Genomic DNA, 12,254 nt, shown 5'->3' with positions numbered 1-12,254 from the left:
CAGCGCCGCGGCGCTGCTTCTGCGCGGCTTCGATGCGGGCGATGGCGCTGGAATGCGGCACATCACCGGCCTCGCGGCCCTTGAACGTCTTGAAGTAGGCATCCCATTCGGCCGGGACGGTGCCGGGATCGGCCAGCCAGGCTTCGTAGACTTGCTCTACGTAATCGGCGTTCCCGCCGGCGAGTTGGGAAGATTCGGAAAACTCGCGGATCAGATTTGCGCTCACGTCACCACCAACACACGGAAAGGGCGAAAGAATTCATTAAGTATAGCCCTGTGACATTGCACCGCGCCAAGCTTTTTGCCGTATGTCTGAGATATCAAATACCCAGTGGTCTTATCTCCCAGGCCGCCTCGGAGCGCTCCCAGACCTCGTCGAAATAGGCCAGCAAACGAGAGGTCTGGCCGGGCGCGTCGAGTGACCCTTCCGCCTCGAACCGCGAAAACACGGGCCTGAACAGATACGCACCCGCGTCGTCGGCGGTGGTGAACGCCGAGGGGTAGTGGAGATGTGTCTCATCCGTTGGAACACGGATGGCTACCGCCGTCGGCAACCGTTGCACCAGCGCAAGCAGCCGGTGCCCTTCGCGATGCGCCCGGTTGGCGTCGTGGGTAAGGATACGAATCCGCGCATGCCGGCCGCTGGTGGCCAGCCGACGCAGCTCGGCGAGGGCGGCATCGCTGTCGAGCACGCCCGGCTCCATCACCGGCAGGTAGATCGAGGCCCGGTAGCGGGCCTCGGCGAGCAGGCGGACATGGGCGGCTTCCAGGCCAGCGCGGTCGGCTGCCTCGAGGCCCTTGTCCGCCGGGCCGGTCACCGGCGGCGGCCCTTGCGGATGCCGAGGTGGCCATCGTTGACGAGGGCCAGCAGCAGGGCCTTGTCGGCGGCGGCCGGGGCCTTCTCGAACGCGAACTCGCGCTCGCCGGCCAGGGTCTCGGCCAGGCGGGTGGGGCATTCGTAGGCGTTGCCGCTTACATACAAGGTGGCGTCCTTCTTGCCGGCCACCCATGCCAGGCGGGCGAAGGGGTGGCGGACGAAGGTGGCGCCGGCCTCGATGGCCTTGTCCAGCGCCGCGGCCGTGGTGGCCTTCGGCGGCGGGGCGGCCTCCTGCGCGTTGCGGTAGCGGGTGATGAAGCGGCCAAACCAGTCCGCCAGCAGCTCGCGGTCGAGGGCGGCGGCGAAGGGCAGGGCCTGGCGCAGGCGGTTCAGCGCCGCCGAATCGATCTCGCCCGGGCGCTTGGCCGGGGCCAGGTCGGCATCGGTGTAGCGCAGCTCCTCGGGCATCCGATCGGCCAGGAAATCGGCCAGGTCGCCCGTGAGCTCCGCCTGCGAGGGGGCACGCATGCCGACGGAGAAGGTCATGCAATCGCCCAGGGCCACGCCATCGTGCGGCACGCCCGGCGGCAGGTAGAGCATGTCGCCCGGCTCGAGCAGCCACTCGTGGGTGGGCTCGAAGGTCTTCAGTTGCTTCAGTTCCACGTCATCGCGGAAAGCCAGCGGGGCATCCGGGTCGTTGCTGATGGCCCAGTGCCGCTGGCCAAGGCCCTGCAGCAGGAAGACATCGTACTGGTCGACGTGGGCACCCACGCCACCGCCGTCCTCGGCGTACGAGACCATGATGTCGTCGACCCGCCACGTGGGCAGGAAGCGGAAGGTATCGAGCAGGGCGGCCACGTCGGTATCCCACTTGTCGACGTCCTGCACCAGCAGGGTCCAGTCGCGCTTCGGGGTCTTGCCGAATTCGGCTTCGTCGAACGGGCCGGTCTTCACCGTCCACTTGCCACGCTTCTCGTCATGGATGATGAGCCGCGCCAGCACGCCCTGCTCGCAGGCGAGGCCGGCCAGGTCGTTCGGCTCGATCGGCGCCTCGAAACCAGGGAAGGCATTGCGGATAAGCAACGGGCGCTTCTGCCAATAATCGCGCAGGAACTGCGTGCTGCTCATGCCCAGCGGCTGCGACGCCGAGCCGCGGACTTCGATGGGGAGGGGCTTCTGGGTGGGAGTCTTGATGGCCATGGCCGGGATTGTAAACGGCGCGGGGGCGCTCGACACCACCATGGGACCGCACGAACCAGCTCATGTGGGAGCGCGCTTGCGCGCGATGGCTCAGCTGCAGGCCTTCACCACCACTTATCCATCCGGTAACGACCGGCATGAGAAGACACGAACGTCGACATGGTGTCGACCACGTCAGGGAGGACACTGCAATGGCCACGCTCAGCACGTTCGATGACACCAATTTTTCCTGCGAAGTGCTCAAGTCCGATATACCAGTCGTCGTCCTGTTCACTTCCGCCTGGTGCGGACCGGGGCGGCAGATGTTGCCGGTGATGGTCGAGCTTTGCGAGGCCTTTGCTGATCAGGTAAAGGTAGGCACGCTGGATACGGACAACGCACCCGACACGGTGGCAACGTACAAGATCACGACTCTCCCCACGCTTTGCGTCTTCGAGAAAGCCGTTATCAAACGGGGGACGTGGGCCGGTACGCGCAGCGGTTTCCTAAGCAGGGAACAAGTGGTCGACATGATCACGCCCTTGCTGCGGGACGATTCTCAATAGCGCGCGATGGCGGGTCGTTAGCGAATGGCCTGCGCGGAGATTCGACTGCTGCACCGGCCTGCCGGATTCCCGTTGTCGACGCGTCACGCAGTGACCAACTCCTGAAAAGCGAGGATGACTCGAAAAATGCCCGGCATGTGCCGGGCGTTTTCAAAAGCATCGCGCGCAAGCGCGCTCCTACAGGGGTACGGCGTCTAGATCGCCTTCGCCAGAGCATCTGCCAGGCCGATGTAGCTAGCCGGGGTCAGCTCCGCCAGCGCCTTCTTCGCGTCGGCTGGCATGTCGAGGCCGTCGATGAAGGCGCGCATCGAATCCTTGGTGATGCCCTGGCCGCGGGTGAGGGCCTTCAGCTGCTCGTAGGGTTCCGGCAGGCCGTAGCGGCGCATCACCGTCTGCACGGCTTCGGCCAGCACTTCCCAGCTGTTGTCGAGGTCGGCGGCGATGCGCTCGGCGTTGACGTTGAGCTTGCCCAGGCCCTTCATCAGCGACTCCAGCGCCACCAGCGAGTGGCCGAAGGCGGTGCCCAGGGCGCGCAGCACGGTGGAGTCGGTGAGGTCGCGCTGCCAGCGGCTGATCGGCAGCTTCTCGGCGAAGTGGCCGAGCAGGGCGTTGGCGAGGCCGAAGTTGCCTTCGGCGTTCTCGAAGTCGATGGGGTTCACCTTGTGCGGCATGGTGGACGAACCCACTTCGCCGGCCTTCAGCGCCTGGCGGAAATAACCCAGCGAGATGTAGCCCCAGATATCGCGTGCCAGGTCGATGAGGATGATGTTGATGCGGCGGAGCACGTCGGCGAACTCGGCGATGCCGTCGTGCGGCTCGATCTGCGTGGTGTACGGGTTGAACGTGAGGCCGAGGCCTTCGACGAAGCCCGCCGCCAGCTGCGGCCACTCCACGTCGGGGTACGAGATGACGTGGGCGTTGTAGTTGCCGACGGCGCCGTTGATCTTGCCCGGGATCTCGATGGCGACGAGCTGCTTGCGCTGGCGCTCGAGGCGCGCGACGACATTGGCGATCTCCTTGCCCATGGTGCTGGGCGAGGCGGTCTGGCCATGCGTGCGCGAAAGCAGCGAGAGGCCGGCGTACTCATGCGCCATGCCGCGCAGCGTGCCGATGACCTGGTCGATGGCCGGCAGCAGCACCTCTTCGCGCGCGTCGCGCAGCATCAGCGAGTAAGCGAGGTTGTTGATGTCTTCGCTGGTGCAGGCGAAGTGCACGAACTCCTTGGCCTGGGCCAGGGCGGGGTCGTTGCCGATCTTTTCCTTGATGAAGTACTCGACCGCCTTGACGTCGTGGTTGGTCGTGGCCTCGATGGCCTTGATGCGCTCGCCATCGTCCACGGCGAAATCGTTGGCGATGGCTTCGAGGCGGGCCACGGCATCGGCCGGGAACGCCGGCAGCTCGACGATGCCCGGGTGGCGGGCGAGGGCGAGCAGCCAGTGGATCTCCACGTGCACGCGCCGGTGCATGAGGCCGAACTCGCTGAAGATGGGGCGCAGGGAACCCGACTTGGCGGCGTAGCGGCCGTCCAGCGGCGAAAGGGCGGTCAGCGTGGCGTGGGACATGGCGGGGTCCTGGGGGCGATGTGGGGCAGCCGGTGATTATAACCGGGTGGCGGGCCTGGGGCGGGCTGGGAGGCCATCGCGCGCAAGCGCGCTCCCACAGGGTCGCCGAAGGGGCTATCTTGGTGGAATCCTCCCAGGAGTCCCCGACGAATGAGCCGTTTCCGCACCGAACGCGACAGCATGGGCGAATTGAAGGTACCCGCCAAAGCGCTTTACGGCGCCCAGACCCAGCGGGCCGTAGACAATTTCCCGGTCTCCGGCCTCACCATGCCGCGCGAGTTCATCCGGGCCCTGGGCTTGGTTAAGGCCGCCGCCGCCGAGGCCAACGTGAAGCTGGGCCAGCTCGACAAGGCCACGGCCAAGGCCATCCGCGCCGCCGCCGACAAGGTGGCCGCGGGCGAGGTCGACGAACATTTCCCCATCGACGTGTTCCAGACGGGCTCGGGCACCAGCTCGAATATGAATGCCAACGAGGTCATCGCCCACCTCGCCGAGGCGGCGGGCGCCAAGGTGCACCCGAACGACCACGTCAACGCGGGGCAGAGCTCCAACGATGTGATCCCCACCGCGATCCTCGTCAGCGCCACGCTGGCCACCACCGAGAAGCTGCTGCCGGCGCTGAAGCACCTGCGCAAGGCCATCGACGGCCGCGCGAAGGAACTGAAGAAGGTGGTAAAGACCGGCCGCACCCACCTCATGGACGCCATGCCCATCACGTTCGGCCAGGAACTTTCCGGCTGGTCGGCGCAGGTGCGCGATGCCGAGGAGCGTATCGGCGATACGCTGAAGCGCACGCGCCGCCTGCCGCAGGGGGGCAGCGCCGTCGGCACCGGCATCAACGCCGACCCGAAGTTCGGCCCGGCGGTGGCAACGGAGTTGGGCAAGCTCACCGGGGTGAAGTTCGAATCGTCCGACAACTATTTCTCGGGCATGGCCGCGCAGGATGCGCCGGTGGAGCTCAGTGGCCAGCTCCGTGCGCTCGCCGTGGCGGTGATGAAGATCGCCAACGACCTGCGCTGGATGAATTCCGGGCCGCTCGCCGGCCTCGGTGAAATCGAGCTGCCCGCGCTGCAGCCCGGTTCGTCGATCATGCCGGGCAAGGTGAACCCGGTGATCCCCGAAGCCGCCGCCATGGTGGCCGCGCAGGTGATCGGCAACGACGCCACCATCGCCATCGCGGGCCAGTCGGGTAATTTCCAGCTCAACGTCATGCTGCCGGTCATCGCGTACAACCTGCTGCAGTCGATCGAGATCCTCGCCAACGTCACCACGCTGCTCGCCGACAAGGCCATCGCGGGCTTCAAGGTCAACGAGGAGCACGTGCGCGAAGCACTCGACAAAAACCCCATCCTCGTCACCGCGCTGAACCCGGTCATCGGCTACGAGAAGGGCGCGGCGACCGCCAAGCAGGCCTACAAGGAAAAACGCCCCATCATGGACGTGGCACTGGAAACCACCGGCCTCTCGAAGGCGGAGCTGGCCAAGCTGCTCGACCCCGCCGCACTCACCAAGGGCGGCATCCACGGCGGCGGTGGCGGCGGCGGTTAATCGCCCCCTTCCTCCTCTTGTGGTGTGGGAGCGCGCTTGCGCGCGATGGGTGGTGCGGCAAGATCCATCGCGCGCAAGCGCGCTCCTACATTCGCTTGCGGGGTAGCCAGAGTTCCAGGGTTTCCGCTTTGCCCGTACCCGGCGGCAGGGCCACCGCGCGTGCTTTCACGTGCGCGAGCTCGGGCAGCGTGGCGTTCGCCCACGCCACCAGCGCGTTCGCGCACGAGGCGCCGCTGGACGCATACAGCACCGTCGGCGCGCGCCACTCGAACGGTGCGCGCGTGCCGTTGCGCGATGCCGTGTTGCTGACGTTCTCGATGCCGGGCACCACCAGCCCCAGCGCGTGGACGCGCGCAAGCACTGACGCCGCCATGCTGCGTGTCGCCTCGTCGTACACCTGCGTGTAGAGCGTGAACGGCTGGCCCGGCTGGCCGCAGGCATTGCGCACCTGGTCTTCGAGCTCGGCGGGCGAAAGCGTTGGCGCAGGCATCGGAGCAGGCGCAGGTGTTGGCGCGTACGTCGGTGCCGGTGCGGTGGCTGTCGCCTGCGTCGCGTTTTCAGGCGGCGGCATCGACCCGGGCCGCGCACCGTACCGCTCGCGCGGCGAACCGCTTTCTGCCACGTACCCGGATGTGGGCGTCGCTGGCGCCGCTTCGGGTGGCGGCGGCGGTGGAGGCGGCGAGGCCTCGGGCGCAGGTGGCGGTGGGGCCGGCGCGGGCGCCTCGTTGCCTGTCGTCGAGGCGTAGCTCTCGTCGAGCGCCTGCGACGGATCACGCCACCGGTCGTAGTCCCGCATCGCCGATTCCCACGCCGTGGGCGGTACGCTGGTGCGCCACGCGAGCACGTTGGCGTAGTACTCGCACGAGGCCTGCGCCTGCGGATCGGTCGTGGCATCGCACGCTGAGGACAGGGGCTCGACGAGGCCGGCCACGCGCTCGCGCAGGCGGTCGGGCATCTGCACCGTCGCGAGGTCGCGCAGCAGGTCGGCGATCTTCGCGCGCATCCCGTCGTCGAACGCGGTACCCGGCTGCAGGCTGCCGCCGAGGGCCACCGCCTTCGCGGTGATATCCTGGGTCTTCTGCACGGTGGCGGCCTGCAACGCGGCATCCTGCTTGCGCGCGGCGTCGATCGACTGCCACGCCGCCAGCGCCGCGGTGAATATCGCGCCGAGGCCGATGGATGTCCCCACCGTGGTGGCCATCTGGCGGAAGCGGCTGGGCGGCACCGTCGCGGGCGTGAGCGCCGTGGCCTGCGTGCCGACGACACCCGCCTGCCATGCCCATGACGTTAGCTTGTCGAGCATGCCTGCCGTGATCGAGCTCCCCAGGCACACGCCAAGCTGGCAGTAGCTCTCCCACTGCGATTCGCTGAAGAACTGCTGCGTCGTGCTCTGCTGGGGGAAGGTGGGTTCGCGATCGGCGTAACCGGCCACGTCGAGGGGCAGGCCTTCGGGCAAGCGCGGCTTCACGATCAGCAACGTGCCCTTCGCACCACTGGCATAAGCGATGCGCGCGAGCAGCAGGTGCGCGGGGCCGGGGTCCGAGGTCATCGTATCGGGCGTACCAAAGCGCGCGGCGTCATCGCCCGCCACGGGTGCGAGCTGCAGCGGATCCACGAAGGCGATGCCGGCGTCGTAGTCGATGCGCGCCTTGCGCACGAGGTTCTCGACATCGGCGAAGCGGTAGTCGGGGTCGGCACCGCAATCCACCAGCACGATCAGGTCGAGCTCGCGCTTCAGCAGTGCGTACACGCCCGTGTTATCGAAATGGCCGCCGTCACTGAGGTACCAGTCGGCGTCACGCAGGCCGGGGAACCGCGCGAGCATCTCGCGCACCAGCGCCTGGTATTTCGCGACGATGCCGCGCCTCGGCGGCGGCTCGTCGGAAAGGTTGCGCTGCCAGTACCCGAGGCGCAGCCCGCTGAGGAACAACAGCGCCGCGGTGCCCGATTGGGTCAGCGAGCCCATGCCCGAACCCAGGGCGGCGCCCGAGATGGCCACCCATTCCGCCAGCGTGGTGCGCGCGAGCGTGGGCAGCACGGCGGCATTCGGGTGATGCGTGCCGGTTTCCACGCCCAGCGCGCTCACCGACAGGCTCACGCCCTTGCGGTCGGCATTGTAGGTGCCGGTGCGGTCATCGACCGTTTGGTTGATGCAGCAATTCACGAGGTGGATGGGGCCGCCGTAGCGGTACGGCGCGTAGTCGGGCAGGGCCACGTCATCGCCGGGGAGCAGCTCTGTCACCTTCACGATGGCTTCGGTGGTGCCACGCGTGACGGGCGCCAGCATGGCCTCGGGGAAACGTGTCCGCGCCGTGCTGCCCGGCACCGGCGCGTTGCCCACCGCGACATACGTACGCGCCAGGCGCGAGCGGTAAAACATGTGCAACGACGACTGGTTCAGCTGGCCCATGGCGCGGCCGTTGATGAGCAGGTACACGACGACCACCAGCGCCGCCGCCAGCCATCGCACCCACGCATGCTGGAACACGCCGGTGCCACTCTGGTCGGGCGGGAACACGAGGAACTGGAAGATCGTGGTCCAGAACAGCACGATGAGCGCGAGCGTGAGCAAGCCGAACACCTGCGCGATGAGGCCCAGCGACAAGGGTGCCCCGGCCTTTCCGTTCGACTGGGTCATCGGCATCACCGCGCGGACGATGGCCAGCACCACGGTCGCCACGCCGGCCCCGGTGAACAGGCTGACGCCCGCATGCAGGTTGCCGAGGCGAGAGCGCACGTACCAGCTCAGCATGTCAACGGCGCCGATGAGGAAGACGAGCGCGAACAGGCCGTTGAACGCCGCGAACGCCCGCGCGTAGCGCACGCGGTTGGCCTCTTCGGTGCGCAGCGCGGAGCTGATGCGGGCGGCGATCCACGCCAGCGGCCCGGGGCCGAAGAACAGCGCGCAGCCCGTCCACACGGCCTGCTCGACCGCGTCATGGCTGGCGTAGGCGCGCATGGCCAGTGTCACGCTGGCGAAGCCGGAGGCGAGCGCGGTGACCAGGCCGGCGAGGTTGGCGCGGCCGAGGAACCAGTAGCCGTAGCAGGCGATGGCCGCCATCACCGCGGGGATCGGTAGCAGCCACCACCACAGGCTCACCACCACCGGCGGCGACCAGCTGTCGTCCGGCAGCGCGGTGTAGGCAAGGTGCGGCAGCGTGATCAGGCAGGCCAGGACGATGGCGAGGACGGCCACTTCCACTTGTGTCGCGATAAAACCGCGCAATTGGGTGGCCCAGGTCTGGAACAGGTCGCCGGCACCGGCGGGCGCGAGGAAGCGCCCGTTGTTGCGCAGCCACCACAGGAACGACGTATCGTCGCGGCCCAGGCCGTCTTCCACGGCGGCGGCGTCACCGCCATCGCCCGCGTGGAACAGGCGGCCAAACGCGGAGCCGGCATAGCCACCGCCCGAGACGGTCGAGAGGTAATCAAACCGCCTGAGCAGCTTGTGCCGGGCCAGGGCGCGCAACACGCCGAGGCAAAACGTGGCACTGCGGATGCCACCGCCGGAGAACGCCAGCCCAAGGCGTGGCGCGTCGGCTGGGATCCCGGCCCGGGCACGGCGCGTGGCCAGGGCATCGTCTTCTTGCGTGGTCGCCATGGCCGTCTCCCCGGGGCCAAGTACCAGCCGACGTTTTTAGACCCCGGGGCGGGCGGCCACAATTGGCCAGTTGGCTTATCCCCATCAGACAAAAAAACGGCCCCCGAAGGGGCCGTTGTGTCAGGCGGCATGCCAGGTCATCAGGAATCGTCGCGCCAGCGGCGGAACCAGATGGCCCCGGCGATCATCGCGATGCCGGCCACCGCGCCAACCCACAGCGAGGGATTGGCCAGCGCGCTGTAGTGGTACGACAGGTCGAGCGCATTCAGTACCGAGGCGGGGTCGTCATGGCCCGGCATGATCACCAGCTCGTTGTTTTGCCCCACCCAGCCACCCGGCACCAGGCTACCCAGCAGGCGGCCCACCACGTTCGTCCAGAACCAGCCCGTGCTGCGGTTGAAGATGCCCATCAGGCCGAACCACGAGACGATGATGCCGGCGCCGACCGGGAGGGCGATGGCCCAGAGGAACGGCTTGCTGCGGGCCCATGCGGAGCAGAGCATCAGCCAGCCCAGCGTGGGCAGCGCCCAGATGGCGTACAGCGGCAGCAGGGCGATGAGCGTGCCGACGACGCGGAACGGGTGCGCTTCCATGAGCAGGCGCCAGGCCGGTATGCCGTGGAACGTGGCGACGATGGCAAGGAAGCCCACCAGCACCAGGCCCACGATGACGCCCACCACCACCGCGATGACCGGGGCCAGCACCACCGCGCTGGCGGCCTTCGACAGCACCGTGCCGGTATCGGACAGCGGCAGCGACTTCCAGAACAGGATGCTGCGGTCGCGGCGGTCGTCGTACAGCGAGCCAAGGCAGTAGAAGAACACCACGATGGCCATGACGCCCAGGAGCAGGAAGGTGACGCCGTACAGCGTCATGTCCAGCACCGAGCCCGCGGCGACCAGGTCCTTGCTGTCGAACGCCCGGTCGAAGTTGCTGTGGAAATGGGTGTTGGTGCCCGCGTAGCGGCGGCCCATGACCTCGGCCGTGATCACCATCATCACATTGAGCACGAGCCCGACGATGCCGGTGACGATGGGTGCCCAGAAGAAGCCACCCTTGTGCTCCCAGAACTCGCGCTTCACCAGCCAGTAGAAGCTTTTCATGCGTAGGTACCCTTCATGGTGGCGACGAACAGGTCGCCGATCGACGGGCGCCGCACCTCGCCCAGGCGTTCAAGCTGCGGGCGGCTGACGTTGTCGAACAGGAAGATGCTCTTGCCGAACACCTGGCGCTCGTCCAGCGGCTTCAGCTCTCGGGCGGCGGCGGCCATCTCGGCGTTCACCAGCACTTCGCTGAAACGCTCGCCGAGGCTGTCCATGTCGGTGTCGAGCACGATCTTGCCGTCGCGGATGAACATCAGGTCGGTGAGGATGTGTTCGATCTCCTCGACCTGGTGCGTGGTGACCAGGATGGTCTTCTCCTCGTCGAAGTAATCCTCGAGCAGGCTCTGGTAGAACTGCTTGCGGTAGAGGATGTCCAGGCCGAGGGTGGGCTCGTCGAGCACCAGCAGCTTCGCGTCGATCGACATCACCAGCGCGAGGTGCAACTGCACGATCATGCCCTTCGACAGCTGCTTCACCTTCTGCTGCGGCTGCAGCTTGGTGCGGGCCAGGAAGGCGTCGCACTTGGCGCGGTCGAAGCGGGGGTGCGTGTTGGCCACGAAATCGACGGCATCGCGGACCCGCAGCCAGCGCGGCAGCACCGCCACGTCGGCGATGAAGCACACCTGCTCCATCAGCTTGTTGCGGTCCTTGCGCGGGTCCAGGCCCAGCACGCTGAGCTGGCCATCGAAGGTGGTGAGGCCCAGGATGGCCTTCAGCGCGGTGGTCTTGCCGGCGCCGTTCGGGCCGATAAGGCCCACGATGCGGCCGGCGGCGATCTGGAACGAGGCGCCATCGAGCGCCACCGTGTTCTTGAAGCGCTTGGACAGGCCGTTGGCGGTGACGACCGCTGTCATGACGGATCCTCCGTGGAGCCAGGGGCTTCACGCATCAGGGTTTTCAGGTCGAGGCCCATGCGCTGCAGGCGGGCGAACAGGGCCGGCCATTCTTCGCGCAGGAAGCGCTCCCTCTCACTTTTGAGCAGCGCCTCGCGGGCGCCATCGATAACGAACATGCCAAGACCCCTCCGTTTCTCAACCAGTTGTTCGTCGACCAGCTCCTGGTACGCCTTTGAAACCGTCAGCGGGTTGATCTGGAAATCCCCCGCGACCTGGCGTACCGACGGCAGCGGGTCGCCTTCGTTCAAGGCGCCGTCCAGGATCATCGCCACCACGCGTTCGCGGAGCTGGCGGTAAATCGGGACGCTGTCGTTCCAGGTGATGGACATGTAGTTCAATCCTTCGCCGTATGGCGCAGTGCGTTGCCAAACGAATAGTAGGGCATGGCCAGCTGCGCGCTGATGAGGGCTGCCGCACGGTCTTCCGCGCTGCGCCGCAGCGCGTCGGCTGCCGAATCCAGGGTCGCTTCGCCCAGCAGGGCGGCCTCGCGCACATCGGCGTCGGTGGGCCGCACTTCGAGGGCGGGCAGGTCGACGACACGGATGCCGTTGACGAAGTGCGGCGCGGCGACCATCGCGGCGGCGCGGTCATCGAAGGAGCGCAGGGCGAACACGCTGGTGCCGGCGATAAGGAACGAAGCGGTCAGGGCGATGAGGTTCGGCGCTTTCATGGGACTTCTCCAACTCCGATGACGTGGTGCGTCGTGCTTCGGTTACAGGGAGGCGACATCCGCGCCGGCATCGGCGTAGACGACGGGGGCGAGGTTGGTGACCTTGGTGCCGTTGATCTCAGCCAGCGGTGCGACGGAGAACGACGAGCTGTGGAAGACGCCCAGGGCGGCGACGGCGATGGCGAAGGAAGCGGCCAGGGCAACGACGTTCAGGTTGTTGGTAGCGGTTTTCATGGTGCTCTCCTCAGTAGTGGTCTGGGTGACCGGTGTTGTAGTGAACTATAACACCGAATCAGAACGAGTCAAGGAAAA

12 protein-coding genes are annotated in these 12,254 nt (G+C 67.2%); 2 read left to right on the top strand and 10 right to left on the bottom strand.

What is annotated here, in order from left to right:
* The 3 genes from VI08_RS10905 to VI08_RS10895 all read right to left on the bottom strand — a co-directional run.
* On the bottom strand, nucleotides 1-226 hold a 226-nt coding region (locus VI08_RS10905; RefSeq protein WP_045829600.1), incomplete at its 3' end, for a 2-oxoglutarate dehydrogenase E1 subunit family protein.
* A gap of 94 nt (nucleotides 227-320) precedes the next feature.
* Nucleotides 321-818: a hypothetical protein gene (locus VI08_RS10900; protein WP_045829599.1), complete on the bottom strand. Its 498-nt coding sequence runs from the start codon at nucleotides 816-818 to the stop codon at nucleotides 321-323.
* A complete protein-coding gene (locus VI08_RS10895) occupies nucleotides 815-2,017 on the bottom strand; it encodes a cupin domain-containing protein (protein ID WP_045829622.1) in 1,203 nt (400 codons plus the stop codon). The genes VI08_RS10900 and VI08_RS10895 overlap by 4 nt, the downstream gene beginning before the upstream one ends.
* A 191-nt stretch (nucleotides 2,018-2,208) precedes the next feature.
* On the opposite strand from VI08_RS10895, the gene VI08_RS10890 reads away from it, so the two are divergent.
* Nucleotides 2,209-2,562 (top strand): thioredoxin family protein, encoded by a 354-nt coding sequence (locus VI08_RS10890; RefSeq protein ID WP_045829598.1) that lies wholly within the window; start codon nucleotides 2,209-2,211, stop codon nucleotides 2,560-2,562.
* A 194-nt stretch (nucleotides 2,563-2,756) separates the two neighbouring features.
* On the opposite strand, the gene purB is transcribed toward VI08_RS10890, so the two are convergent.
* Entirely contained in the window at nucleotides 2,757-4,124 is a 1,368-nt protein-coding gene (gene purB, locus VI08_RS10885) for an adenylosuccinate lyase (RefSeq protein WP_045829597.1), read from the bottom strand.
* 150 nt (nucleotides 4,125-4,274) lie between these two features.
* Here purB and VI08_RS10880 point away from each other — a divergent pair, with 150 nt between their 5' ends.
* The gene (locus VI08_RS10880; protein WP_045829596.1) at nucleotides 4,275-5,672 is read left to right on the top strand and encodes a class II fumarate hydratase; all 1,398 of its coding nucleotides are present in this window, start codon (nucleotides 4,275-4,277) and stop codon (nucleotides 5,670-5,672) included.
* 85 nt (nucleotides 5,673-5,757) lie between these two features.
* Here the strand turns inward: VI08_RS10880 and VI08_RS22055 are convergent, their stop codons facing one another.
* The 6 genes from VI08_RS22055 to VI08_RS10850 all read right to left on the bottom strand — a co-directional run bounded on the left by VI08_RS22055 (nucleotide 5,758) and on the right by VI08_RS10850 (nucleotide 12,176).
* Nucleotides 5,758-9,273: a patatin-like phospholipase family protein gene (locus VI08_RS22055; RefSeq protein WP_045829595.1), complete on the bottom strand. Its 3,516-nt coding sequence runs from the start codon at nucleotides 9,271-9,273 to the stop codon at nucleotides 5,758-5,760.
* Nucleotides 9,274-9,413: 140 nt separating this feature from the next.
* Nucleotides 9,414-10,376: a hypothetical protein gene (locus VI08_RS10870; RefSeq protein WP_045829594.1), complete on the bottom strand. Its 963-nt coding sequence runs from the start codon at nucleotides 10,374-10,376 to the stop codon at nucleotides 9,414-9,416.
* On the bottom strand, nucleotides 10,373-11,230 hold the full coding sequence (locus tag VI08_RS10865) for an ABC transporter ATP-binding protein (RefSeq protein WP_045829593.1): 858 nt from the start codon (nucleotides 11,228-11,230) through the stop codon (nucleotides 10,373-10,375). The genes VI08_RS10870 and VI08_RS10865 overlap by 4 nt, the downstream gene beginning before the upstream one ends.
* The gene (locus VI08_RS10860) at nucleotides 11,227-11,601 is read right to left on the bottom strand and encodes a GntR family transcriptional regulator (RefSeq protein WP_045829592.1); all 375 of its coding nucleotides are present in this window, start codon (nucleotides 11,599-11,601) and stop codon (nucleotides 11,227-11,229) included. Before VI08_RS10860 ends, VI08_RS10865 begins: the two co-directional genes overlap by 4 nt.
* A gap of 5 nt (nucleotides 11,602-11,606) precedes the next feature.
* A complete protein-coding gene (locus VI08_RS10855; protein WP_045829591.1) occupies nucleotides 11,607-11,942 on the bottom strand; it encodes a hypothetical protein in 336 nt (111 codons plus the stop codon).
* Nucleotides 11,943-11,984: 42 nt separating this feature from the next.
* Nucleotides 11,985-12,176: a hypothetical protein gene (locus VI08_RS10850; protein ID WP_045829590.1), complete on the bottom strand. Its 192-nt coding sequence runs from the start codon at nucleotides 12,174-12,176 to the stop codon at nucleotides 11,985-11,987.
* Between the last annotated feature and the right edge of the window lie 78 nt (nucleotides 12,177-12,254).

This window comes from Luteibacter yeojuensis (assembly GCF_000964085.1).
In the GTDB taxonomy this organism is placed as follows: domain Bacteria; phylum Pseudomonadota; class Gammaproteobacteria; order Xanthomonadales; family Rhodanobacteraceae; genus Luteibacter; species Luteibacter yeojuensis_A.
The sequence above is the reverse complement of the archived record's forward strand: the minus strand, read 5'-3'. Positions and strand labels throughout refer to the sequence as shown.

Bases quoted from the DNA above. Each gene is read 5' to 3' on its own strand.
- VI08_RS10895 (WP_045829622.1), bottom strand. From the start codon at position 2,017: ATGGCCATCAAGACTCCCACCCAGAAGCCCCTCCCCATCGAAGTCCGC.
- VI08_RS10890 (WP_045829598.1), top strand. From the start codon at position 2,209: ATGGCCACGCTCAGCACGTTCGATGACACCAATTTTTCCTGCGAAGTG.
- purB (WP_045829597.1), bottom strand. From the start codon at position 4,124: ATGTCCCACGCCACGCTGACCGCCCTTTCGCCGCTGGACGGCCGCTAC.
- VI08_RS10880 (WP_045829596.1), top strand. From the start codon at position 4,275: ATGAGCCGTTTCCGCACCGAACGCGACAGCATGGGCGAATTGAAGGTA.
- VI08_RS22055 (WP_045829595.1), bottom strand. From the start codon at position 9,273: ATGGCGACCACGCAAGAAGACGATGCCCTGGCCACGCGCCGTGCCCGG.
- VI08_RS10870 (WP_045829594.1), bottom strand. From the start codon at position 10,376: ATGAAAAGCTTCTACTGGCTGGTGAAGCGCGAGTTCTGGGAGCACAAG.
- VI08_RS10865 (WP_045829593.1), bottom strand. From the start codon at position 11,230: ATGACAGCGGTCGTCACCGCCAACGGCCTGTCCAAGCGCTTCAAGAAC.
- VI08_RS10860 (WP_045829592.1), bottom strand. From the start codon at position 11,601: ATGTCCATCACCTGGAACGACAGCGTCCCGATTTACCGCCAGCTCCGC.
- VI08_RS10855 (WP_045829591.1), bottom strand. From the start codon at position 11,942: ATGAAAGCGCCGAACCTCATCGCCCTGACCGCTTCGTTCCTTATCGCC.
- VI08_RS10850 (WP_045829590.1), bottom strand. From the start codon at position 12,176: ATGAAAACCGCTACCAACAACCTGAACGTCGTTGCCCTGGCCGCTTCC.